This is a genomic window from uncultured Methanobrevibacter sp., assembly GCF_946184425.1.
GTDB lineage: Archaea > Methanobacteriota > Methanobacteria > Methanobacteriales > Methanobacteriaceae > Methanocatella.
Genome location: NZ_CAMHFP010000004.1, coordinates 1 through 24,032 on the forward strand (window position 1 = coordinate 1; position 24,032 = coordinate 24,032).

The window sequence follows — 24,032 nt, forward strand, 5'->3', positions numbered from 1 at the left end:
GATATGGATCAAAGATTACTTGTTCCAATGATTAGGGATGAAAACGGAGAACTCACTGAAGTGGACTGGGATACTGCTTTAGATAAAGCTGCTGAATATATTGCAAACTCTATCAGACCTGTATTTTACGGATGGTCTGAAACTTCTACTGAATGTATGAAAGAAGGAGTAGCATTAGGAGAATACATCGGTGCAGTATTGGATAACCAAGCTACTATCTGTCACGGTCCTTCTCTCCAAGCTGTACAAAACGCTGGATACCCTATCCAAACTTTAGGGGAAGTTCAAAACAGAGCTGACATGATTGTTTACTCTGGAAGTAACGCAATGAACTCTCACCCAAGACACATGGCAAGATATGCTGTATTCTGCCGTGGATACTTCAGACAAAGAGGAAGATTCGACAGAACTGTTGTTACTATGGATCCAAAATTCTCTGATACTGCTAAATGTTCAGACAAATGGATTGGTTTTGAACAAAACGGAGACTACGGTTTCTACAACGCTATTAGAGCAGTTTTAAGAGGAAAAGAATTATACCAAGATGTAATTTCTGGAATTCCTAAAGAAGATATTTACGAATTAGCAGAAGAAATGAAAAATGCTGAATTCGGTGTTCTCTTCTTCGGTTTAGGTTTAACCCATACTTTATCAAAACAAAGAAACATTGATATCGCTATTAAAATGGTTCAGGACTTAAACAAATACAGTAAATGGGGTCTTACTCCAATGAGAGGTCACTTTAACGTAAACGGATTCAACATTTTCATGGCATTCGAATGTGGATTTGCTTTCGGTGTTGACTACTGTAGAGGTTACCCAAGATATATGTTAGGAGAAACCAACACTATCGATTTATTAACCAGAAAAGAACCAGATTGTTTCATGGTTATTGCAGCTGACCCAGGTGCTCACTTCCCTAATGGAGCTAACCAACACTTAGCTGATATTCCTGTTATTCAAATCGATATTCACTGGGGTCCATCAACTGAACTCGCTGATGTAGTATTGCCAGGTTCATTCATTGCAGTTGAATGTGCTGGTACCAGTTATCGTATGGATGGAGTTCCTATTTACATGAAAAAAGCTATCGACAAACCAGAAACCTGTCGTGATGACGAATGGATTGTCCGTGAATTGAAAGAAAGAGTAATGAAACTCAGAGAAGAGCCAAACGTAGCTCCAAAATATGTGCCAAATCCAAACGCACTATAAAGGTGATATAATGGAATATATTCTTAAAAATGGTATAGTCTACGACCCAGCTAATGAAGTTAATGGGGAAAAGATGGACGTCATGTTCAAAGACGGTATTATTGTAGACAGTGTTTCTGCAGATGCTAAAGTCTTAGACGTTACCGATAAAATAGTCATGCCAGCAGGTGTTGACCCTCACGCACACGTTGCAGGTCCTAAATTAGTAGTAGGAAGATTATACAGGCCTGAAGACTCCAGAAGAGGTGTTACTCAAAAAACCAAAGTATTAAGATCAGAATCTGGTTTCTCCATTCCAAGTTGTCCTGCAACCGGTTACAGATACTCAAGATTAGGTTACGGTACTGTTGTAGAAGCAGCTATGCCTCCTCTTGAAGCAAAACACACTCACGAAGAAATTGCAACTATTCCTCAATTAGACATTCCAGCTTTACCATTATTCGGTAACAACTGGTTTGTAATGGAATATGCAAAAGATAATAATATTGAAGACATTGCAGCATTTGTATCTGCATGGTTAAAAATATCAAAAGGTTACGGTATCAAAATCGTAAACCCATGTGGAAGTGAAGCATGGGGATGGGGTATGAACGTACATGGTGTAAACGACAAAGCACCATACTTTGATGTAACTTCAAAAGAAGTTATCGTTGCACTCGCAAAAGCTAACGAAATGTTAAACTTACCTCACTCTATCCACATTCACCCTAATGACTTAGGACACCCTGGTAACGTACCTACAACTATCGAAACCATGGATGCTGTTAAAGGAATTAAAAAAGGTAAAGGCGCAGCTGAAGTTAGGGACCAAGTTATGCACTTAACTCACTTACAATTCCACTCCTACTTAGGTAACAGCTGGAAAGATGTAACATCTGGTGCTGAAGAAGTCGCTAAACATTTCAACAAAGCTGACAATTTAACTTGTGATATTGGTCAAGTAACTTTCGACGAAACCACTACTATGACTGCAGACGCTCCTATGGAATACGACTTATTCAAATTATCCGGTCTTAAATGGACCAACAAGGATATTGAATGTGAAACTGCAGCAGGTATCATCCCATGTATCTACTCCAAAAAAAGTCCAGTTAGCACATTACAATGGGCTATCGGTCTTGAATTATTCTTGTTAATTGAAGATCCATGGAGAGTATGTTTAACAACTGACCACCCTAACGCAGGTCCTTTCACCAGATATCCAAGAATCATCTCTTGGTTAATGAGTAATGAGAAAAGGCAAGACATGTGTGACAATGAAGTTCACAAATGGGTACACAAAAGAACTCTTCTCCCAACTCTTGAAAGAGAATACGATTTCTACGATATTGCAACTATTACAAGAGCTGCTCCAGCTAAAATCTACGGATTCACCGACAGAGGTGCACTTACTCCTGGATACAGAGCAGACATTGCAGTATATGACATAAATCCTAATGATATTGACCCATCCAAACAAGCTGCTGACATCGAAAAAGGTTTCAACGTAGCTCAATACACAATTAAAGATGGTCAAATCTTAGTAAAAGACAAAGAAATTGTAAAAGTTAAAGAAAGTCAAAACATTTGGGTTAACGTAAAAGGATGGGAACAAAACGAGCAAAAAGTCATCGACAACATCATGCCGTTCTTCACCCAATACTACTCAGTCAAATGGGAAAACTATCCAGTACACGACCACTACGTATCCAACCCAATTAGAGTAGACGTTGACGGTAAATAGGGGTGTTTAATTTGAAAACAATTACATTTGATCAAATCAAAACTTCATCAATCGCTTTAGAATTTGATGAATTAATTCCTGATGAAATTTACTCATGGACCGAAGCAGATTTCGCTAAATATCAAGTTCCTATTGGAAATTCCAGATTCCCAATCACTGACTTCTTCGACATTACTGTAGAAGGAGAAGCTAACGGACCTGAAGAAGTCGAAATGATTTTAAACGGAGACTTAAACAGAGTAAAATACATCGGTTGTAAAATGAGCGCTGGAAACATTGTCTGTAACAGTAGTGTAGATTTACACGTAGGTGCAGAAATGTCCGGTGGATCTATTCTCGTTAAAGGTGATGCAGCTGCTCACGCTGGAAGAGAAATGTCTGGTGGATACCTTGAAATCGAAGGAAACACCAAAGAATTCACTGGTGCTTCTTACATTGGTGAATGGAGAGGTATGACCGGAGGACAAATCGTTGTTGGCGGTAACGCTGGAAAACAATGTGGTGAATGTTTAACCGGTGGTAAAATCCACGTTAAAGGTAACTGTGATATCTTAGCTGGTATTCACATGACCAAAGGTATCATTGAAATTGACGGTGACGTAAACCGTTGGCCTGGTGGACAAATGAAAAACGGTAACATTATCATCCACGGATTCCTTGGAAGATTACTCGAAGGATTTGTTCTCGATGGTATTGTTGTGGATCCTGAAGTTGAAGGTACCACTTTCGAAGGTAAATACATTAAATATACTGGAGATATTGGTCTTAACGGAAAAGGTAATTTATACTTAGATGCTGAAGCAAATAAAGAAAAATTATCTTCTTACGGAGAACTCGACGACGAATATACTTCAATTAGAGAATACAGGAATTTATAATTCCTTTCTCTTTTCTTTTTTTTAAATAATTTTTTAGGCTGATAATATGGTGAAAGAAGTAGAAATGACCTTTGATGAAGTTGTAGAATACGTTAGAAACAATGTGTATGTTGGAGATGTTTTTGAAGTTTCATATAATCGTATTTTTGCTCCTGGTGAAGTATTAGGTCTTACTGAAGAAGATGAAGTAACTGGAGAAGGTCTCAGGGTAGGTTTACAGTTAACTGGTGAAATTTTAAATCAGTCAGTTGAAGTTGACTTGCATGAAATTGCTGATGATTTATTAGAAATTCGTCATATTCACGACGATGAAGAATTAATTATTGAAATTCTTTAAATCCTCTTTTTTTATTATTCCTTTTTTTAGTTTCATTTTTCATTGAAAAATTATTTTGTTCGTAAATATACAAACATTTATATATTAAATTAAAATAAGTAATCTTATTGAGGAGTTGATTGACATGAAAGAATTAGATTTAACAACCCAGGAAGCAGTATCATACTTAAAAGAAAATGTTAAAATTCATGATTTGTTGGAAATTTCCTATAATAGGATTTATGCGTCTGGTGAAGTTTTAAATGTTGATTTTTCAGAATATTTTGGAAAACCTGGATTTAAATTATTGGTTTCCCTTGATGAAAGTGAATTGGGTGCTACAATTGAAATTGATGTTTATGAGGTAGAAGAGGATATTATTGAATTTGTTCACAAACCTAAAGAAGGGGAAGCTGTGGATGTGTCTGTAATTTAATTACAGTCTGTCCATGCTTTCAAATGGTATTAATTTTTCTATAGCTTTTACTTCAATATTTATTCCGTTTTCTTTAATTGATCCTATTGAATTAAGACCGCCTCCAGCAATAACGCCGAAATTATAGTTATCAACTTTGGAATTGTAAATTAATTCTCTTGGTTTGCCTATTTTATAAATTGAAAACCCGATGTTGTTCAATCTTTCCAGCAGATGGACTGCATAGTCTCTTGCAATGTATGGAATTTCTTTTACGCTTGCCAATATTTTATTGGGATTATTGGTCTTGCTGATGGAAGTCATATTTTTTGATAAAAATATTTTATGGGGGTCTACTGTTGTTCCATTGTATGAAATTAACTCGATAAATAATGGAGGTTCTGTCAGCTCAAGCAGTCCGCTGTATTTTGGAGTGCTCATAATACCATGATTTATCAGTAATCCGTCAATACTTAAACTACAAATTGTAGCTATTCCTATTTTTTCATCATCGGTTGGATGGCTGAGCAGTTTATAGTATGGGTTGATGTATTTCGGATTGTTGTTGTAAGTTTCTTCCATTATATTCAATGATTTGTCAATTTCATCTTTATTTATGTATGAAACATTAGCTATTATGTCTCCTTTTCTTTTTTCAACATCGAAATTAACTTGTTGAATTAAATTCCATGATTTAGATAATACAAATGGTATTTTTGGTTGTTTTGATTCATTTGCAGGTTTCAAACTATGGTGGATTTTTGTTGTAATTGGGGATAATGTATTGAAATCTTTTATTTCTTCAGCTATTTTAATATCAATTTCTTCCCCTATTTCTTTTAATGCGCAGAATGGTGTTATTCCACCTATGATACTTATTCCTATCATTCCATCAGGAACAGGAACTCCCAGAATATCTTTTCCTTCTTTGGAAATTGCCAATACTCCTCCGATTCCAATTTTATTTAATTTATTGATAATATCTATTGTTTTTTGACGGCTGACTCCTGGAATCAATCTGAAATTTGCGGGAATAACTCCGCTTCCTTTGGTAATCACGTCCAAAACAGATGTTAAATTTGAGTTTGTAAATGAATCCAATGGTGTTATTGATGTTTTCTTGTATGATATCAGATTTGTGAATTTTGTAGGTCTTGAATTTTCAATTTCCAATAGTCCTCCGTATTGAAGTTGTGACGGTATTCCCTCATTCAATAGTATTCCGTCAATTGTTGTTCCGCATATTGTTGTCACTTCAATTTCTTCTGTGTTAGGGACTCTATTTAAATTAACATAAGGGCTAACAGAAAGACCACTTTCGAAAAATTCTTGGAGTATATTGATTGATTCTTTATTATAAACAGTTGATGTATTTACAACAACATTTCCCTTTTGTTCCATATAGTTGAAATCAGTCAAGTACATCATTTCTTCAAATTTTGAATGGATGAAATCAACCTGATCATATATAAGTCCTTTTTCTAATTTTTCACGGCCGAGGTCTGTAATCACTCTTCCAGAATATCCTTTCCTTTCAGTATATCCCTTTTCATCCAAAATTTGCATATGATATCTTACTGCACGTTCCCCTAAATTAAATCCTTTGTTCTTCAGTTCATCAGCAATGAATTTGGAACCTATGGGTTTTTCTTGCGCACTCAATATTCTTAAAATTTCAATCATTCGGTGTTCTGATTCTGACATTAAAAAAGCTCCCTTTTTTAAATTTAATCATAATTAACTCATTAGTTATCATTAAATTTAAAAAATAAAAAATAATATTTAGATTAGATATCTAAATATTTCCTTTGTTCATATCCGAATACTTGCACACGGTATTCATCCCATTCTTTGTATTTAAGTTCTAGGAATTTTTCGCTCACATGTTTTCCTAATGCGTTCAATATGAGAGGGTCCTCTTCAAGTGAGTGGTAAGCTTCCCATAAACTTGTAGGTAAAACTTTAATGCCTCTTGCTTCTCTTTCTTCTTCATTTAATTCGTAAATGTTGATTTCAGTAGGTTCACCAGGATCAATTTTATTTACAATACCATCTACACCTGCTTCCAACATTACTGCGAATGCAAGATAGGGGTTACATGCTGGATCCGGCGCCCTATATTCAATACGGGTTGCTTTTCCACGTGCAGCAGGAATTCTGATTAATGTGGATCTGTTTTTAAAACCATATGCTCGGTATACTGGAGCTTCATAACCTGGCACTAAACGTTTGTATGAGTTTACAATTGGGTTGGTAATTGCGGTTATTGCTGGAGCATGTTTTAACAGTCCTCCCATAAAGTGCATTGCATCTTTTGAAAGACCAGTTTCAGAATCAGGGTCTGAAAATAAGTTTTTGTCTCCTTTGAAGACAGACTGGTGACAATGCATACCACTTCCGCTTACTCCGAAGAATGGTTTTGGCATGAATGTTACTCTGTAATCCATTTGGTCGAAAGTAGCCATGTTGTCTACAATAGCTTTAATAGCTTGTTTGAATGTAATTACTGCATCTGCAGTTTTTAATGCATCTTTAAATTTAAATGCGATTTCGTTTTGACCTGGTGCCACTTCGTGGTGAGAAGCCTCTACTTCGAAGTCAAGTTCTTCCAGGTTCAAGGTCAGTTCTCTTCTGAAATCAGGACCTTTGTCGAGAGGTTCAACATCAAAGTATCCAGCTTCATCGTATGGCATTGGATATCCGTTTTCATCAATGTCTACAATAAAAAATTCTGGTTCAGGTCCTATATTATATTGCAAACCTCTTTTAGCCAAATTGGCCAATGATCTTTTAAGGACACTTCTTGGGTCGCCTGCAAATGGTTCTCCTTCTGTAGTCCAAACATCACAGATGAATCTGCAGGTTGCAGATTCTTCAGGTCTCCAGGATAATCTTGAATATGTGTTGATGTCAGGTTTTAAAATTAAATCACTGTCATTAATTCCAACGAATCCTGCAATAGATGATCCGTCAAATAACATTCCTTCGTTGAATAGTTCACTCATGTCATCTCCATTAAATGGAATAACAATGTTTTTTACAGTTCCATTAATGTCAACAAATTGTAAACGAATAAATTTAATATTGTCCTCTTTCATCTGTTCGATTACACTTTGCATTTTTTCTTCGTTAATATCGCTCATAGAATCAATCCAAATGTAGTAATATTGAATTAAAAATAGTCGGAAAATACTTTCCTACTTGCTCTTATATCTTCTTTTTATGTTATATAAAAGTTTTGAAAGAGCAATCAATTGCTTAAATATGTTTAAATTTAATTTATTTTAGTTTAAATTATTTTATTAATTTTAATTTTTATTATAATTTTGTTTAAAATATTATAAAAAAAGAAAATAATTTTGGTGTAATGTTTAGATTTCATCAATTGAAAATGAAGCGAAGTCGAGCAAATCAAATGTTAAAATTTTAGGTGCAACGGTTACCTTTCCGATTCTGGTTGCTATTTTGTAGGCTTCCATTGCCTGAAGGCACCCGATTAAGTTGGGAGTAGGTCCGATGGCAGGGGGAACGCCTGATGTGAGTTTATCCAATTCTTCCACAACTTCAGTTTCCAGCTCTTTTCCAAGTGAAGGCAAATTAAACATTTCCTCATAATTTTTGGTATTTGATAAAAATACGGTAACCTGTCCTAGCGTTCCATGTATTGCTCCATGAATAAATGGAATTTTATATTCATTGGCTTTTCTAGACACGATTATTCTTGTAAGGATATTGTCCAAAGCATCGATTACCATATCTGAGTCGTTAAGGATTTTATCTATGTTGTTTTCGTCTACATGTTCGCTGAAGGATGTCACTTTAACGTATGGATTGATTGATTCAACTTTCTTTTTTGCAGTTTCACTTTTTGATAATCCGATGTTGTCAAATGTTGCAAAATTTTGTCTGTTCAGGTTTGTGTAGTCAAATGAATCCTCATCCACTAAAACAAGTTCTCCAACACCCATTCTTGCAAGCATTTCAATGGCCTGGCCGCCAATTCCTCCACAGCCTATAACTGAAATTTTGGTGTTTTTAAAGCGTTCCTGTTCTTCTTTTGTAACCAGATCCATTTGTCGTGTAGCTATTTGCCAGTATTTGTTTTCCATTTTTCCACCTAGAAATGGTCAAAGTCACTGCCGAAGTATTCATAAACCTTTTGAAGTTCTTCGGGAATATTTATCATTTGAGTGCAGAAAGGAATGCATTCCATACATTCGACACAGCTGTCTGCCCGTGAATCATCATCTATCAAACTGAAATATTGCATTGCACTGGCTTTAGGGTCTTGCATCATGTGTGCTATGTTGTATTCTGTCAGACAGTTTATAATGTCTACGCCATGAGGGCAGGGCATGCAGTATCCGCATCTGGTGCAGTTGTTTCCAAGAAATGTTTTGTAGGTTCTTGAAACTTCCCTAATAAGTTCCTGGTCGTTTTCAGAAATTATGTCTTCAGTTGAAGCTATTCTGATATTGTCTTTCACCTGTTCTAAAGTGGTCATACCGCTAAAAACGCAATCCACATCATCCCTGTTCCACAGGTATTGTAAAGCCCATTCAACAGGTGTTCTTTTAACTTCAGCACTATCCCATAACTCCTGAATTTCAGTTGGAATATTTTGAACTAGTCTTCCTCCCCGTAGAGGTTCCATTATCATGCTTCCGACATTGGTCTGCTTAAGATAGTCAAGTCCCATGACTCCTGATTGGTAGTACTCATCCAGATAGTTCATTTGGGTCATGACAACTTCCCATTTAGGATATTCATCCAGAATTTCAATCAGATAGTCCACTTCAATGTGTGATGAAAATCCGACATGCTTCACTTTCCCATTGGAAAGGCATTCATCTAAGAAATCCAGCACATCCAAATTATATACTTTTTCCCAATCCGGAACGGTAAGGGAGTGAAGTAGATAAATGTCTATATAATCGGTTTGCAGTTTTTTAAGCTGATCATCAAGGTAATAATCAAAATCATCCTTTTCTTCTATTGCCCATGAGGGAGATTTAGTTGAGAGTATGATGTCTTCTCGGTAACTGTTTTCTTTTAGGAATTCTCCAAGAAATCTTTCGCTGTTGCCGCTACCTTCTAGAGTTTTACTGTGATAGGGATAAGCAGTATCAATAATGTTTATTCCATTTTCAATTCCATAGGTTAGCATTTCGGTTGCTTCATTTTTGATGATTTCATCATTGGAGTTTTTTGTTGGAAGTCTCATAGTTCCAAAACCGAGTCTTGAGACTTCTAAATTAGTTTTTCCAAGTTTATTATATAACATTTTCAAATCCTCAATAACTTAACAATGATATTTTAATTGAACGAGATATAAAATAGTTATGATTTGAAAAATTATTTTTTAAAAAAAGTAGTTAAGATGGAATTCCTGGGATTTAGGATGCCGGGGGCGGGATTCGAACCCGCGATCTCACGGTATCCCAGGAATAAGTCAGAGCACTGCTTTATTACCCTATGAGCCGTGCGCTCTAACCAGCTGAGCCACCCCGGCATCTAACAAATATATATATTTTTATCATTACATTTAAACTTTTTGTTTTTTGGGCATTTTTTGGAAAATTTCAATAAAAACCATTATATTTAATAAGGCGTAATAAAATATACCTTATTATAATTAATTTTTTTATCGTGATTATTATGAGTAAAGTTAAAGATATGTCACTTGCACCTGAGGGTGTTCGTAAGATTGAGTGGGTTCAAAAACACATGCCTGTTTTGGAATCTATTAAAGCTGAATATGAAGAGACTCAACCTTTCAAAGGTATTACTATTGGTTCATGTTTACATTTGGAACCTAAAACCATCAATTTAGGTTTAACTTTGATGGCTGGTGGGGCTGAAGTAGCAATGACTGGTTGTAACCCATTATCCACCCATGATGATGCAGTTGCAGGAGCAGCTGATCTTGGATTAAATGTTTACGGTTGGAGAGAACAGGATGATGAAGAATACTACCAGACAATCAACATGGTATTGGATCACAAACCTGATATAATCATTGATGACGGTGCTGACATGATTATGGTGCTCCACAACGAAAGAACTGATGTTTTAAAACACATCAAAGGAGCATGTGAAGAAACCACTACTGGTGTTCACAGATTACAAGCAATGCACGCTGATGGCGCATTAAAATTCCCTGTAATCGCAGTTAATGACGCATACACCAAATATCTGTTCGACAACAGATACGGTACCGGACAATCAAGTTTCGATGCAATCATGGGAACAACCAACATGGTAATCGCAGGAAAAACTGTAGTCGTATGCGGATACGGATGGTGTGGAAGAGGACTTGCACTCAGAGCAGCAGGTCTCGGAGCAGACGTAATAGTAACTGAAGTAGATCCAATCAGAGCATTAGAAGCAAGAATGGACGGTTACAGAGTAATGACCATTCGTGAAGCTGTAAAACAGGCAGACTTAATCATCACAGTAACTGGTAATGCTGACATTATTTCAGGTGATGACTTCAAATACATGAAAGACGGATGTATGCTTGCAAACTCCGGACACTTCAATGTAGAAATCAACAGACCTGACCTTGAAGCAATCTCAACTGAAGTCAAAGAAGTAAGGGAAAGTATTGAAGAGTTCACCACTAAAGACGGAAGAAAAATATACTTGCTTGCTGATGGCCGTTTAGTAAACTTATCTGCAGCTCGTGGTCAAGGACACCCTGCAGAAATTATGGACATGAGTTTTGCTGTACAGGCATTGTCTGCAAAACACATTCTTGAAAATGACTTGCCTGTAGGAGTAACCAAAGCTCCTGATGAAATCGATTACACTGTAGCAAGCATGAAATTAAACGCTATGGGTATTGAAATCGACTCATTAACAGACAAACAAAAAGCTTACATGGCAAACTGGCAGGAAGGAACATAGATTTCTTCTTTATTTTTTTTTATTTTTATGTCTTATTTTAGATATGTTGATAACGGTGAAGGTCCAACCAAACTGTTCATTGGTGGAATTCATGGAAATGAAGGTGTAACCTCTTTAAGATTTCTTAAAAGAATTCGTGATGAAGACTTATCGGATGGCCAATTCTACTTTTATAATTTTGACAAAACCCCGTATATATCAACAATTAAGAAGGAGTACTACGAATCTGAATTGGGATTGAAGATTCTGGATTTGATAAAGTATTTCGAACCTGATTTTTACACAGAACTTCACTGTTATAATCTTAAGAATTATAACAAACTTACTTCAATGGAAAGGTATGAACGCACAGGCATTCCTCCTTTGATTAAATTAGGAAATCATGTACTTGTATCATCTGTATCGCCATTGATAAGAATGACCTATTTTTCACAGGATACGGTCTGTAAAACTTTGGAGTTTCCCTGCATCGAAAAGTTAAATCCTGAAGTGGAAAAAAAGTATGGTTTCAATAAGGATTTGGCTATCGAATCTTATGAAAATCTCCTTAGATTAATTTTAAAATCACCTTCCAGAGAATACTTTGAAAAAGAAATGCTGATTCATTATAAAGATCAGGTGGATTTGGCTATTAAATATGCTCAAAAGGTATTCGGTGAAGATTTTCCACCATACTGATTATTTTTTATTTTTTATTAATGTTGCAAATAACAACATATTTAAATGTTGTGGGCCATATTTACTATTAATTATGGGTTTTTACTATGAAATCAAAATTAATTATTTTAGTAATGATGGTGCTAATTGTGCTGAGTTTCGCAGTTGCTGAGGTTAGTGCCCTGAGCAGTGAGGAATCTGCAGCAAATGATATTTTAAATAAAAACAGTACTGACAGTAAGGTGCTGGTAGTGTATTTTTCAAGAACCGGTGATAATTACAATGTGGGAAATGTTGAAGTCGGAAACACTGCAATGGTGGCTTCTTATATAAAAGAATATTTGAAGGCCGATTCTTTTGAAATAGTTCCTGTGGAGAAATATCCTGATAGTTATGATGAATGTACTAAAAAGGCTTCTCAAGAGCAAAAAGACAATGCAAGACCTCAAATACAAGGTAAGATTGCTAATTTCGATAAATATGATACTATTTTTGTAGGTTATCCTATATGGTGGGGAGATTTGCCTATGATTGTATATACCTTCTTGGAGGATTATAAATTCGATGGTAAAAATGTTATTCCGTTCAATACTCATGAAGGCTCTGGTGATGCGGGAACTTATACCAAAATTCAATCCAAATTGCCATCTGCAAAAGTAAATACAAATGGTCTTGCTTTAGATGGAAAAACTGCAAGAAGCGCTGACGGCAAACAGCAGACTATTCAATGGTTAAAGGGATTAGGTTATTAAATGAAAAAGATGATTGTGGATATTCTGTTATTCATTTTAATGTTGATGGAATTTTCAAAGGTATACCTGCCACCTGAGGTGCATGAGATAATTTGCATTTGTCTGATTGTTTTAGTTATTATTCATCTGATTTTAAATAGGAGATATATTAAAGCAATACCTAAAGGCAAATATAATCTAAAAAGAGCTATAATGCTTGTTATTAATGTGGCATTTATGGTTGTATTTGCCTTAACTTGTATTTTTGGTCTTTTATCAGGCCAATACGTATTAACATTCATGAATATTGGAAATCTAACCACAGTCTATCTTCATAAAATACTAGCATATCTTAGTTTGCTGCTTTTGGGTTTGCATCTGGGAATAAATTTGAATGTTTTGTTTGAAAGAATTGAGAAAAGCAATATTGTCTATACCGTTTATTTGATAATTGTTGCATTTGGAATTTATTCCATTATTCAACTGGATTTTTTAAACCATCTTCTTGGAAATTCAGGATTCAGCTTGGTTACAGGAAATTTTGTGATTAATTCAATTGAATATCTGTCCATAATATTGATGGTTACAATATTGACAAATATTATTTTCAAAAAAGTAATTAGATAGTCAATGATTCCTATCTAAGGGTGGTGAGGAATCATCAACCCCGATTCAGAAAATGGTATTAATGGCGTTCACCATTCGTTCAACAGCTGCCATTAATGTGTTTTTATCTACAACATGTTTGTGGTGGTAATTGTAGATTATATCTGAATCAATTATATTATTTATTTTTTTTACTATTTAAGATTATTTAAATACATAATCAATGTGTAAATTATTTATAATCTTTAAAACCAGGCATCCAGACTGCCTTGGGCTGAATTTAAATTTTTGAGTTTGTCTGATGCTTTTATCACACGGTCTTCGGAAAATCCGTGTTCATAACATAAAAACTCTATGATTTTATCCTGTTTCGGTTTTTCCCATTTGATTTTATAATCGGTGTTGACGTTATGGTTTAGGAAAATTTCACGAACTTCATTTAAATCATGGGTTGATTCTTCTTGAAGTTCCGCCAACTTTTCTTTTAATTGGCCTTTTTTAGCTAATTTCAAAGCGGTTTTAGCACCCACTCCTTTTAAACCATCACAAAAATCGGTTCCAATCAGTATTCCCATATCCACCAATTCTTCACGGGTAATATCCAGCTGTCTCAATACCTTGTCTAGCTCATAAAATTCAAGATTTCCTAAATTGGAACTGACTGCCAAGTTTCTGACAACTCGTTTTGCTCCAAACAAAAGGCAATCGTAATCTTGTGATGCAACAGCATATGCATCACCATTTGCAACAAGGTATGCCGCTTGTGCTTCTCCTTCGCCTTTAGCTTCAACATAAGGAATTCCCATTAATGTCAATAGCTTTTTTGAAGAGTCTATTATTTCTGGAGATAGTTTACTTGATCTCATTGCAAATTTACGAGCTTTTTCTGTATCTCCTTGGGCTAATGCTTCTTTATAAATTTTTTCGGATTCTTCTCTGATTTCTCTTCTTTTTGCCTGGGTTTCACTTTTCAGTTCAGGTGCTTTTCCATCAAAAACATAGATTGGCTTTATGTCTTTTTCAATCATTGAAGAGTTTCTGTATAATATTCCGCTTAAGTGTGATGTTACATTTCCATTTTCATCAGTTAATGGTCTTCCGTCTCTTTGTCTGATTGTTGATAAGAATTGGTAAAGAGTGTTAAACGCATCTATTGAAACACTTCTTCCTTCTAAATCTTTAAAATTAATATTTTTTGGTTCTACAATATCTTTTAATTTAACACCCATTATTATCACCTATTCTCTAAAATAACTTAAAGGATATGCTTCCTTGGTATGGATGAATATTTTTCCATCATGTATCATCACATATTCTCGTGTTAACAGGTCTTCGTCAGTTTTAAATAGTTCTTCAAATAGTGGTGTTGATTTTTCAATTGAAATTTTAGTAATCTTTCGAAAAGTTTCAAAATTGAATTTATAAGCTATTTTGCCTGTTGTTAGTTGTTTTCTATGTATTTCATCAAAAATTTCGGGAGGACATCTAGATTTTGGAATAAGTGATGAAGCATAAACTAATGGCTTGCCATGCTTGTGTACAATCACTTCTCTGTGAAATACCTCATCGTGTTTATTAACATCAATCAAATCCGCCATGTCCTTATCTGCATTTTTAAATTGCTGATTCAATATGAATAAATTGACATCGCCATATAATACATCCAGGACGGTTGTGATGGGACCATGAATGGACAGTAGTATCTGCTGTATTTTTGAAATTTCAATATTGTAATCTCTTTCAAGGTCTTCTATTGTTTTTTTAAGCTTATTTTCTATGCGATATCCTTGGACAATCATGATATCTCTCCTAAACTTCTGTAAAATGTGTAATTGGGAATATTTCCTTAATCCACATTAAAATTTTGTCATTGTTAATTATAACATAATCTCTAGCCAGCATATCCTCATCGGTTCCGAATATGTCCTTAAGTTTATCACTTGGCTTTTCGATGTAGATGTTGTTAATTTCCCTTCGAGATTCAATATCATAATTCTTCAAGATTCTTCCAATTGGTATATCTGCTCGTATCAAATCTGAACAGATATCCCTGCTGCATCTGGATAATGGAATATGTGAGATAGCATATATCAGAGGATTTCCATCTTTGTGCATCATGACTTCCCTGAAGTTAATTTCCTCACCGATTGCAACATTAACCAATTTCGCATGCTCTTCATCTGCATTTTCAAAATGCTGATCAATGGTTGTTAATGTAATTTTCCCATATAAAACATCTAAAATTGCAGTAATTGATCCGTCTGTTGTTAATAGGATTTTTTGCGTATTGGAGAATTTCTTGTTGTATTTTTGTTCTACTTCGTTTATCTTATCAATTAGTGCTTTGTTAGCTTCATTTTTTGTTTGTGTCATTTGAATCAACTATAAATCTTTTGGATTTGTAATAACTCCTGTGATTGCTGAGGCAGCAACTACCTTGGAGTTAGATAAGTATACTGAAGAAGCCGGATCACCCATTCTTCCTTTGAAATTTCTGTTTGTTGTTGATATGCAGACTTCACCTTCAGATAATACTCCCATATGTCCACCTAAACAAGGTCCGCATCCGGGATTGCATATGATGGCTCCCGCATCGATGAATGTGTCAATGTATCCTTCATGCATTGCCTTTTTGTAGATTTCGCGTGAAGCTGGAAGTATCAATAATCTGACATCATTGTTGATTTTTCTGTTTTCAAGTATTTCTGCTGCATCTTTCAGGTCGGATAATCTTCCGTTTGTACAGGAACCTACCAGACATTGGTCTATATGTGTTCCTTCAACTTTTGATATGTCCTTAACATTGTCAACATCATTTGGACAGGCAATTTGAGGTTCCATATCTGTAATGTCAAAGTGCATTTCTTTTTCATAGCATGCATCCTTGTCTGATTTAATAATATTCAATTCGGATTCTTTTTTACCTGTTCTTGTACATATATAATCAATAACTTCTTTATTAGGTTCCATTATTCCGTTTTTAGCACCCATTTCAATAGCCATGTTGCACATGGTTGCTCTTCCTTCAACACCCATTTTTTCAATGCTTTCGCCACAGAATTCCGCAGTCTTGTAGGTGGCGCCGGCTATTCCTACCTCGCCGATTATATTAAGGATGATGTCTTTTGGAGCAATATAAGGGTTGAGATCTCCTTCAACTTCCATTTTTATTGCTTCAGGAACCATAAACCAGGTTTTTCCTGTAGCCCAAACCATTGCCAGGTCAGTCGCACCCATACCTGTGGAAAATGCGCCGAATGCACCATAAGTGCAGGTATGTGAATCAGCACCTACAATTACTTTTCCTGGTTCGACAAGTCCCATTTCGGGAACTACCTGATGACAAATCCCTTCACCGTGGATAAAATTTTTAGTAATGTTTTGGGTCTTGATAAAGTCACGGCAAACCTTTTGAAATTCTGCTGAACCGATTGTGTTGGCAGGAATATTGTGGTCAAAGATGATTGCTATCTTATCGCTGTCCCATACCCTGTCAGCCACTTTTTCAAATGTTTTGATTGCAGGTGGTGAGGTTCCGTCATGGGACATTGCCAAATCCACAGGTATTTCAATTATTTCGCCAGGGCTAACTTCATGGCCCGCTTTGGCGGATAATATCTTTTCAGTAATATTCATAATATGACCTTATTTTTTTGTATTTTTAACAATTTCTCTAAAGACTTTGTCGTTAATGTATTTGCCTTCTTCTCTTTGTTTTTTAACTTGCCTTACAATTTCAATAAGCTCATCATCACTAACATCCAATTCACATTCGTTTAATTTTGCTCTAACTGCTCTGCAACCTGAATGTTTTCCTAAAACAAGTTGTCTTTTTTGACCGACCAATTCCGGAACATAAGGTTCGTAACATAACGGTTCTTCGATAACTGCATCAACATGAATTCCTGATTCGTGTCTGAACACATTATTTCCGACAACAGGTTTGTTATAAGGTATTGGAAGTCCGCTGGCTTGGGATACGATGTTTGATAGTTCTGTAATGTATTTTGTTTTAAATCCTAAATCTTTTCCGTAAAGGATTTTCAAAGCCATAATCAATTCTTCAAGTGAAGCGTTACCTGCTCTTTCACCAATACCATTGACAGTTGTGGATATTCCTTTTGCACCTGCAAGCACACCTGTAATTGAGTTGATTACCGCAAGACCGAAGTCATTGTGGCAGTGAAGTGCAATGTTGACATCAAGGTCTTTGACAAGTTCGCGAACCAAATATTCGATACCTTGAGGAGTGATTGCACCGGTAGTGTCTGCAATGTGAACTCTGTCAGCGCCACATTCCTGAGCTTTTGAATAAATTCTTTTTAAAAATTCAATGTCTGTTCTTGTAGCATCTTCTGCTGAAAATGCGACATATAATCCATGATCTTTAGCATAGTCGACTGCGGTTTCACATAAATTAATTGCGTCTTGGCGTGTAATGTGCATCTTGTGGTCTAAATGGATATCTGATGTACCGACAAATGTGATGATTCCATCAACATCGCAGTCAATTGCAGCATCGATATCTTCAGGTTTTGTTCTTGTTAGTGCGAGAATATCTGCATCTAATCCTTCATTTGCAATTGTTTTTACAGATTCTCTTTCTCTTTGTGAAACTATTGGAAAACCAGCTTCAATTTGATGTATTTTAAACTGGTCAAGCTTACGAGCTATTTCTAATTTATCTTCAAGGCTAAAGCAAACTCCAGGAGTTTGTTCACCGTCTCTTAAAGTTGTATCATAAATAATAAAATCTTCCGGGAAAGCTATTTCGCTTTCTTTATTATAGTGACTTATAAAATATTGCAAAAATAATCCCTTCTATAATCAATTTAATATTATAATATAATAGGTGTTCCTATTTATATAAGTTTTCTAATAACTCTAGATATGATGTTCTTTCAAAACCGTCTGTGATGCCTAATTTTTCAAATAATTGAAATATACTTTTTTGAGCATCGTTATAGTTATTTCCATCTTTAAGAGCTATTTCTATTTCCATATATGGATTTAAACCTTCAACGTCATCAAGTGAAATTTCAAAGTTTTCATAAGTATAATACTGACGGTTTTTCCTGACTGTTCTGACTTCTTTGAAGCCAATCTCTTCAAAGATGTCCTTTGCCTTTTCAGCACTTTCAATACTCATTTCGACTTCTTTTCTTGTTTTTGCCTGTGAATTGAGTTTTGGTCCCTTATATGTTATGAAGATATCATTATTTGTGGTTCTGATTCTCAAAGCTTCGTCACTTTGGGCAAAATCAACAATTGGACTTGCAAAATAAATGTCTTCCTGAAATTCCTTTTTACTTTTTACCGCACCAATTTTTGCGAGCTTTTCTTCCATTTCTTCAAAGCTATTAATTTTCGCTTTCACTTCAACTTCAATCATATTTATCAACTGATTAAATTTTTGTTTTTAGTTTAGTTATAAATTTCTAAATAATGAAAATTCCATAATTAATTTTATGAGGGTATTTTCACTATTTTTAGATGAAATGTTATTGAGATTTAATTTGTGTTTTGATGTGTTAATTTATTATTGATTGGGTTGGTGCTTTATATTTATTTTATAAATAAACGGAGTTTTGTTAGAATAACAAAAATTTTATTTGAAAAAATTAATTGTATTATTTGTTTTTATAAGTGTGGTGTTGAAATGTAGTAACATTTATTAATAAGTATTTTTAAATTACTGTTTTGGTTTTTTATATAATATATTGGGTTTTTTCAAAATTTAAAAATTTTAATTTTTTTAATAAATTTTTATATATTATTTAAATAAACATACCTTTATATACTATTTAAATTAAATATTTTATTAGTAAAAATTTAACTTAATTTTTTGTTTTCTTAAATTTTACTTACTTGTTTTAATAATAAATTGGAGGTTTTAAATTGACCGATGTTGACATAAAAATTGAAAACATTGTTGCTTCTGCAAGCATTGGTAAAGACATAGTTCTTACTGAAGTCTCTCAAGCTTTGGAAGGGGTTAATTTTAATCGTGAACAGTTTCCGGGATTAGTTTTTAAACTTAAAGATCCTAAAACAGCAGCATTAATTTTTAGCTCTGGTAAGCTTGTATGTACTGGGGCAAAATCTATAGATGATTCTAAATTAGCAATCAAGAAAACTGTAGATTTAATGAGGACTGTCGATACTGACATTCCAGAAGAATTTGAAATTAAAATTCAAAATATTGTGGCTTCTGCAAACTTAGAATCCACATTAAATTTAGAAGCAGTAGCTTTAGAACTTGAAGATACTGAATACGAACCAGAACAATTCCCTGGTTTAGTATATAGATTATCAGACCCTAAAGTGGTCTTATTATTATTCGGTTCCGGTAAAGTTGTATGTACTGGAGCTAAAACTAAAAGCGACGCTAAACTTGGTGTCGAAAGAGCTTACGATAGATTAAGTGAGCTAGATTTAATATAATTGGTGGTATTATTGATTAAACTTGTAGTATTTGACTTAGATAACGTTATTATTGATGGTGAAGCGATAGATGAGATAGGAAAATTAGCAAATGTTGAAGAGGACATAGCTGCTATTACTGAAAAAGCTATGCAAGGTGAAATAGACTTTGAAACTTCCATTAAAGACAGAGTTCAACTTCTTGAAGGAACTTCTATTGAAGAAATTGAAAAACTTGCTGATGAACTTCCATTAATGCCTGGAGCTGAAGAAACCATCAATGCTTTAAAAGAAAAAGACGTAGATGTAGCTATCATTAGTGGTAGTTTTGATGTAGTGGCTGAAAAAATTAAAGATAAACTCGGAGTTGACACAGTTTACACTAATAGTTTCTCAGTCGAAGATGGTAAATTAACTGGCGAAGTGACTGGTCCTTTAGTATCTGGATCCAAATTGGATGTATTAAAAGACCATGTTGAAAAAGCAGAAATTACATTAGATAATGTAGTTGCTGTTGGAGATGGCGCTAATGACATTTCCATGATTGAATCAGCAGGCTGCGGAATTGCATTTAATGCTAAAGATTCTGTAAAAGAAATTGCTGATATTGTTGTAGATGAAAAAGACTTGACTAAAGTCTTAGATGAAATTCTTAATCAATTAACCACTGATGATGCTGAAACTGAAACTGTAGAAGAAGAAAAAGCTGATGATGAAGCTGCAGATGAAGAAAAATCTGAAAAAGCTGAAGATAAAAAAGCTGATAAAGGTCTTCCTGAATCCAATTTTGTTCTCGCTGACACTATGGAAGGTGTAAGAAAACAAAAAGATGAAAAAGAAGCTGAAATCTCCAAAGTTGCTGACGAAAGGGAAGAATTCAACAAAATAGCTAAAGAACAACGTAAAATTAGAGATGAATTAAACGCATCTTTAAAAGAAAACTTAAACAAAGCTATTGAATTCAGAAACGAGCGTAATGAAATCAACAAAGCTGTTGAAGCTGCTAAAAAAGCTCGTAATGAAGCAAACAGTAAAATTAAAAATCTCGAATGGTCTTCAGGTAAACGCGATAAAATCAAAATAGAAAATGAAATCAAAAAGATTGATAAAATCATTGAAACTCGTGTTTTAGACATTAAAAAAGAAAATCAGCTTGTTAAAAATGCTAATGATTTAAGAAAACAGTTAATGGAAATTCATGAAGATGAATCCGTTAAATCCGAAGCTCAAGAGCTCAAAAAAGTATCTGAAGAAGAACACGAAAAAGTTATTGAACTTTCCGAAAAAGCTCAAGAAGCTCACGAAGAAATGCTCACTTACTTCAGAAAAACTGATGACATTAGAACTGCAGCTGATGAAGCTCACAAAAAATTCATCGAAGCTCGTAAAAATGCTTCAGCTAAACATGAAGAATTCAAAGCTATCTTAAGTGATATTCATGTTATCAACAAAAAATTAGGTTCCAACAAACCTAAACGCAGAAAATCTGATAACAAAGGACACTCCGGTGCTAATAAAAACCGTGAAGAAAAAGAAAGAGCTGAAGAAATCTTTGAAAAATTCAAAAAAGGTGGAAAAGTATCTACCGAAGAGATTTTACTCTTGCAAAAATACAATATAGGTTAAATAATTTAACCTACTTTTTTACTTTTTTTTAAAGGTTTTAGCATGTCTGAAGAAAAAATTGAAACTTGCTTTATCTGCGGTAAGAAATTTGATATGAACAAGGCGGATTTGGCATATTATAGAAATGGTCAGTTTCCAATTTGTGATTTTTGCGCTGATTTTTACCGTTTTTACAATGAAGATTTAACTTCTAAAAATGAATAATTATTTTTTTCTATTTTTACTAACAACATTCTGTTTCTAACTGTTTTTGTAATGCTATTTTTTTGCAGGTAACTGTTCCTAACTTCAAATAGTAATATTTTTATATTAAAAATTTCATTAAAATAATTTATAAAAAATTGAGGTAGGAAGTATATAATGCACGAAGTAATTATTTGCGAAAAACCAAATTCTGCAGAGAAAATTGCTAAAGCGCTATCACCAAGTGCTAAAAAGAAAGTTTATAATAAAAAAGTTAAGTATTGGGAACTTAAAAAGGATTCAAAGGATATTACTGTTGTTTCCGCTGTAGGTCATCTTTACTCTTTGACTCCTAACAATCCTAAGGATAAAGTCTATTTTGATCTTCATTGGGCACCTGCCTATGAGGTCAACAAGAAAGGAAGTGGCTTTACAAAAGATTATGTTTGGGCTATTAAAAAGCTGGGAAAAAATGCAGATTCATATGTTCATGCATGCGATTATGATACTGAAGGAACTTTGATTGGATATAATGCTTTAAAATATGCTTGCGGACAAAATAATTTAAGTAAAATTTCCCGTATGAAGTTTTCAACATTAACAAAAAAGGATCTGCTTGAAGCATATGACAATAGAATTGAATTGGATATGAATCAGGTCGATACTGGTATTGCAAGACATGTACTGGATTATTATTTTGGAGTAAATATCTCCAAGGCATTAATGAAATCTGTAAGCAATGCCAAACACAGATTTTTAAAGTTATCTGCAGGTCGTGTTCAAACTCCTACTTTATCTATTTTGGTTGAACGTGAAAAGGAAATTAAAGAATTTGTTCCTGAACCGTACTGGTTGATTAGAGCTATTTTGGATGGAAATATTGAAGTCAATCATGTTGACGGAAAAATATTCGACCGTGAAAGGGCTGAAGAGATTCTCTCAAAATGCCAGAATGCCGATGCTGTTGTGGATAAGATTAAGCTTTCAAATTCCACTACCAAACCGCCGGTTCCATTCAATTTGGGAGGTCTTCAAACTGAGGCTTATAATGTATTTGGATTTTCACCTAAAAAAACTCAGGTCATTGCTCAAAATCTTTATACTGCAGGTTATACTTCCTATCCACGTACTTCCTCTCAAAAATTACCTGAAAGCCTTGATTATAAGTCCATTTTCAATCAGCTAAAGAATAATCCTGAATTTGGAAAGCATATTGCCAAGTTGCCTTCAAAATTGAAACCTAATGAAGGTAAAAAAGAAGATGCAGCTCACCCTGCAATTCATCCTACCGGAATATTGCCTTCAGGACTGTCCAAAGATGATTTTAAAATTTATAATCTTATTGTATACAGATTTATTTCTGTTTTCTTTGAAGCTGCCAAATTTGAATCAATGAACACCACTGTTGATATTGAAGGTGAAAAGTTCAAATTCGGACGCAGAAGAGTTATCCATAAAGGATGGATGGAACATTATCCCTACAGAAAAATTGATGATGATGAGTTTCCAGACATCGCTGAAGGGGATTTGATTAAGGTTTTAGAAATCATTTCCGATGAAAAGGAAACCAAACCTCCTGCAAGATATAATCAGGCTTCTTTAATTAGGGAACTCGAAAAAAGGGAACTTGGAACAAAAGCAACCCGTGCTGATATCATTGATAAGTTGTATGATAGAAAATACATAACTGGGGATAAGCAGATTGAAGTAAATCAGCTTGGAGAAAACATGATTGATACTTTAAGTACATATTGTAATAATTTAACTTCCGAAGAGCTTACCCGTGATTTTGAAAATAAACTTGAGGGCATTGATAAAAATACTTCCACAAGACAAGATGTAATTAAGCAGGGTGAAAAGGAAGTTAATGTTATTCTTGGCGATATCAATAAGAATTCCAAGGAGATAGGTTCTAAACTTTATGAATCCTATCAGGAAAGTAATGTTGTAGGGACATGTCCTGCCTGTGGAGGAAACCTTGTTAAAAGATATTCTCCTAAAACCAAAAGTTCATTTGTCGGTTGTTCCAATTATCCGGATTGCACTACAATCTATTCTATTCCTAAAGGAACAAATTTCCTGAAGAAAAAATGTGAAAAATGTGGGCTTCCGATAATATCTTTCGGCAAACCTCGTCAACGTGCTTGCCTTGACCCTAACTGTGGAAAGGACAAGACCAAGCCTCATGATCCTAAGGTTGTTGGAAAATGTCCGGACTGTGGTAAGGATTTATTGAAACGTTCAGGACGTTATGGTGAATTTATTGGTTGCAGTGGATTTCCGAAATGCAGATTCACATGTTCGGTAGATGAACTCGAAAGTAAATTAAAATAAAATTTACTTTTTCTTA

The 24,032-nt window shown here is 34.5% G+C and carries 23 protein-coding genes and 1 tRNA gene; 13 read left to right on the forward strand and 11 right to left on the reverse strand.

Annotation, left to right across the window (positions count from 1 at the left end; all coding sequences use genetic code 11):
* The 5 genes from Q0P94_RS01165 to Q0P94_RS01185 all read left to right on the forward strand — a co-directional run.
* Positions 1-1,215: formylmethanofuran dehydrogenase subunit B (locus Q0P94_RS01165; protein WP_295112786.1), on the forward strand; the 1,215-nt coding region annotated here is incomplete at its 5' end.
* 7 nt (positions 1,216-1,222) lie between these two features.
* The gene (locus Q0P94_RS01170; protein ID WP_295112964.1) at positions 1,223-2,938 is read left to right on the forward strand and encodes a formylmethanofuran dehydrogenase subunit A; all 1,716 of its coding nucleotides are present in this window, start codon (positions 1,223-1,225) and stop codon (positions 2,936-2,938) included.
* A gap of 2 nt (positions 2,939-2,940) precedes the next feature.
* Positions 2,941-3,816 carry a formylmethanofuran dehydrogenase subunit C gene (locus Q0P94_RS01175; protein WP_295112789.1) on the forward strand — a complete coding sequence of 292 codons (876 nt, stop codon included), beginning with the start codon at positions 2,941-2,943 and terminating at the stop codon, positions 3,814-3,816.
* 46 nt (positions 3,817-3,862) lie between these two features.
* On the forward strand, positions 3,863-4,153 hold the full coding sequence (locus tag Q0P94_RS01180; protein WP_295112792.1) for a DUF2097 domain-containing protein: 291 nt from the start codon (positions 3,863-3,865) through the stop codon (positions 4,151-4,153).
* A 124-nt stretch (positions 4,154-4,277) separates the two neighbouring features.
* On the forward strand, positions 4,278-4,568 hold the full coding sequence (locus tag Q0P94_RS01185; RefSeq protein WP_295112796.1) for a DUF2097 domain-containing protein: 291 nt from the start codon (positions 4,278-4,280) through the stop codon (positions 4,566-4,568).
* On the opposite strand, the gene Q0P94_RS01190 is transcribed toward Q0P94_RS01185, so the two are convergent.
* The 5 genes from Q0P94_RS01190 to Q0P94_RS01210 all read right to left on the reverse strand — a co-directional run bounded on the left by Q0P94_RS01190 (position 4,569) and on the right by Q0P94_RS01210 (position 10,059).
* Complete coding sequence (locus Q0P94_RS01190) at positions 4,569-6,251, reverse strand: DUF128 domain-containing protein (protein WP_295112799.1); 1,683 nt, start codon at positions 6,249-6,251, stop codon at positions 4,569-4,571.
* An 83-nt stretch (positions 6,252-6,334) separates the two neighbouring features.
* Positions 6,335-7,705 (reverse strand): type I glutamate--ammonia ligase, encoded by a 1,371-nt coding sequence (gene glnA / locus Q0P94_RS01195; protein ID WP_367270191.1) that lies wholly within the window; start codon positions 7,703-7,705, stop codon positions 6,335-6,337.
* A 213-nt stretch (positions 7,706-7,918) separates the two neighbouring features.
* Positions 7,919-8,656, reverse strand: coding sequence for a HesA/MoeB/ThiF family protein (locus Q0P94_RS01200; RefSeq protein ID WP_295112805.1), 738 nt, complete (start codon positions 8,654-8,656; stop codon positions 7,919-7,921).
* An 8-nt stretch (positions 8,657-8,664) separates the two neighbouring features.
* The gene (locus tag Q0P94_RS01205) at positions 8,665-9,831 is read right to left on the reverse strand and encodes an aldo/keto reductase (protein ID WP_295112808.1); all 1,167 of its coding nucleotides are present in this window, start codon (positions 9,829-9,831) and stop codon (positions 8,665-8,667) included.
* A gap of 118 nt (positions 9,832-9,949) precedes the next feature.
* A tRNA-Met gene (locus tag Q0P94_RS01210) sits at positions 9,950-10,059 on the reverse strand.
* Between the two features lie 146 nt (positions 10,060-10,205).
* On the opposite strand from Q0P94_RS01210, the gene Q0P94_RS01215 reads away from it, so the two are divergent.
* The 4 genes from Q0P94_RS01215 (at position 10,206) to Q0P94_RS01230 (ending at position 13,471) form a co-directional block, all read left to right on the forward strand.
* Positions 10,206-11,456, forward strand: a complete 1,251-nt coding sequence (locus Q0P94_RS01215; protein WP_295112810.1) for an adenosylhomocysteinase — start codon at positions 10,206-10,208, stop codon at positions 11,454-11,456.
* Between the two features lie 27 nt (positions 11,457-11,483).
* Entirely contained in the window at positions 11,484-12,134 is a 651-nt protein-coding gene (locus Q0P94_RS01220) for a DUF2119 domain-containing protein (protein WP_295112813.1), read from the forward strand.
* Positions 12,135-12,220: 86 nt separating this feature from the next.
* On the forward strand, positions 12,221-12,865 hold the full coding sequence (locus Q0P94_RS01225) for a flavodoxin (RefSeq protein WP_295112816.1): 645 nt from the start codon (positions 12,221-12,223) through the stop codon (positions 12,863-12,865).
* A complete protein-coding gene (locus Q0P94_RS01230) occupies positions 12,866-13,471 on the forward strand; it encodes a hypothetical protein (protein WP_295112819.1) in 606 nt (201 codons plus the stop codon). It begins immediately after the preceding gene.
* 224 nt (positions 13,472-13,695) lie between these two features.
* Here the strand turns inward: Q0P94_RS01230 and fen are convergent, their stop codons facing one another.
* Genes fen through cyaB form a run of 6 tightly spaced genes read right to left on the reverse strand, consistent with a single transcriptional unit; the run spans position 13,696 to position 18,842 of the window.
* Positions 13,696-14,679, reverse strand: a complete 984-nt coding sequence (fen, locus tag Q0P94_RS01235) for a flap endonuclease-1 (RefSeq protein WP_295112822.1) — start codon at positions 14,677-14,679, stop codon at positions 13,696-13,698.
* 9 nt (positions 14,680-14,688) lie between these two features.
* Positions 14,689-15,249: a chorismate lyase gene (locus Q0P94_RS01240; RefSeq protein ID WP_295112825.1), complete on the reverse strand. Its 561-nt coding sequence runs from the start codon at positions 15,247-15,249 to the stop codon at positions 14,689-14,691.
* Between the two features lie 10 nt (positions 15,250-15,259).
* Complete coding sequence (locus Q0P94_RS01245; RefSeq protein WP_295112828.1) at positions 15,260-15,823, reverse strand: chorismate pyruvate-lyase family protein; 564 nt, start codon at positions 15,821-15,823, stop codon at positions 15,260-15,262.
* A 9-nt stretch (positions 15,824-15,832) separates the two neighbouring features.
* Complete coding sequence (gene hacA, locus Q0P94_RS01250; RefSeq protein WP_295112831.1) at positions 15,833-17,086, reverse strand: homoaconitase large subunit; 1,254 nt, start codon at positions 17,084-17,086, stop codon at positions 15,833-15,835.
* Positions 17,087-17,095: 9 nt separating this feature from the next.
* A complete protein-coding gene (locus Q0P94_RS01255; protein ID WP_295112834.1) occupies positions 17,096-18,259 on the reverse strand; it encodes a homocitrate synthase family protein in 1,164 nt (387 codons plus the stop codon).
* A gap of 49 nt (positions 18,260-18,308) precedes the next feature.
* Positions 18,309-18,842, reverse strand: a complete 534-nt coding sequence (gene cyaB, locus Q0P94_RS01260) for a class IV adenylate cyclase (protein WP_295112836.1) — start codon at positions 18,840-18,842, stop codon at positions 18,309-18,311.
* Between the two features lie 506 nt (positions 18,843-19,348).
* Between cyaB and Q0P94_RS01265 the strand changes: the two genes are divergently transcribed.
* From Q0P94_RS01265 to topA, 4 genes are all read left to right on the forward strand, one after another.
* Entirely contained in the window at positions 19,349-19,894 is a 546-nt protein-coding gene (locus Q0P94_RS01265) for a TATA-box-binding protein (protein ID WP_292605725.1), read from the forward strand.
* A 12-nt stretch (positions 19,895-19,906) separates the two neighbouring features.
* Entirely contained in the window at positions 19,907-21,499 is a 1,593-nt protein-coding gene (gene serB / locus Q0P94_RS01270) for a phosphoserine phosphatase SerB (RefSeq protein WP_295112839.1), read from the forward strand.
* A 42-nt stretch (positions 21,500-21,541) separates the two neighbouring features.
* A complete protein-coding gene (locus Q0P94_RS01275) occupies positions 21,542-21,703 on the forward strand; it encodes a hypothetical protein (protein ID WP_292881453.1) in 162 nt (53 codons plus the stop codon).
* A gap of 156 nt (positions 21,704-21,859) precedes the next feature.
* Entirely contained in the window at positions 21,860-24,016 is a 2,157-nt protein-coding gene (gene topA, locus Q0P94_RS01280) for a DNA topoisomerase I (RefSeq protein ID WP_295112842.1), read from the forward strand.
* Positions 24,017-24,032: the final 16 nt, after the last annotated feature.

What these genes read in the sequence shown, in the direction of transcription:
- Q0P94_RS01180 (WP_295112792.1), top strand. Translation starts at nt 3,863, where the DNA reads ATGGTGAAAGAAGTAGAAATGACCTTTGATGAAGTTGTAGAATACGTT.
- Q0P94_RS01185 (WP_295112796.1), top strand. Translation starts at nt 4,278, where the DNA reads ATGAAAGAATTAGATTTAACAACCCAGGAAGCAGTATCATACTTAAAA.
- Q0P94_RS01225 (WP_295112816.1), top strand. Translation starts at nt 12,221, where the DNA reads ATGAAATCAAAATTAATTATTTTAGTAATGATGGTGCTAATTGTGCTG.
- Q0P94_RS01245 (WP_295112828.1), bottom strand. Translation starts at nt 15,823, where the DNA reads ATGACACAAACAAAAAATGAAGCTAACAAAGCACTAATTGATAAGATA.
- hacA (WP_295112831.1), bottom strand. Translation starts at nt 17,086, where the DNA reads ATGAATATTACTGAAAAGATATTATCCGCCAAAGCGGGCCATGAAGTT.
- Q0P94_RS01205 (WP_295112808.1), bottom strand. Translation starts at nt 9,831, where the DNA reads ATGTTATATAATAAACTTGGAAAAACTAATTTAGAAGTCTCAAGACTC.
- Q0P94_RS01200 (WP_295112805.1), bottom strand. Translation starts at nt 8,656, where the DNA reads ATGGAAAACAAATACTGGCAAATAGCTACACGACAAATGGATCTGGTT.
- Q0P94_RS01190 (WP_295112799.1), bottom strand. Translation starts at nt 6,251, where the DNA reads ATGTCAGAATCAGAACACCGAATGATTGAAATTTTAAGAATATTGAGT.
- Q0P94_RS01220 (WP_295112813.1), top strand. Translation starts at nt 11,484, where the DNA reads ATGTCTTATTTTAGATATGTTGATAACGGTGAAGGTCCAACCAAACTG.
- Q0P94_RS01215 (WP_295112810.1), top strand. Translation starts at nt 10,206, where the DNA reads ATGAGTAAAGTTAAAGATATGTCACTTGCACCTGAGGGTGTTCGTAAG.
- Q0P94_RS01240 (WP_295112825.1), bottom strand. Translation starts at nt 15,249, where the DNA reads ATGATTGTCCAAGGATATCGCATAGAAAATAAGCTTAAAAAAACAATA.
- Q0P94_RS01230 (WP_295112819.1), top strand. Translation starts at nt 12,866, where the DNA reads ATGAAAAAGATGATTGTGGATATTCTGTTATTCATTTTAATGTTGATG.
- Q0P94_RS01275 (WP_292881453.1), top strand. Translation starts at nt 21,542, where the DNA reads ATGTCTGAAGAAAAAATTGAAACTTGCTTTATCTGCGGTAAGAAATTT.
- fen (WP_295112822.1), bottom strand. Translation starts at nt 14,679, where the DNA reads ATGGGTGTTAAATTAAAAGATATTGTAGAACCAAAAAATATTAATTTT.
- topA (WP_295112842.1), top strand. Translation starts at nt 21,860, where the DNA reads ATGCACGAAGTAATTATTTGCGAAAAACCAAATTCTGCAGAGAAAATT.
- cyaB (WP_295112836.1), bottom strand. Translation starts at nt 18,842, where the DNA reads ATGATTGAAGTTGAAGTGAAAGCGAAAATTAATAGCTTTGAAGAAATG.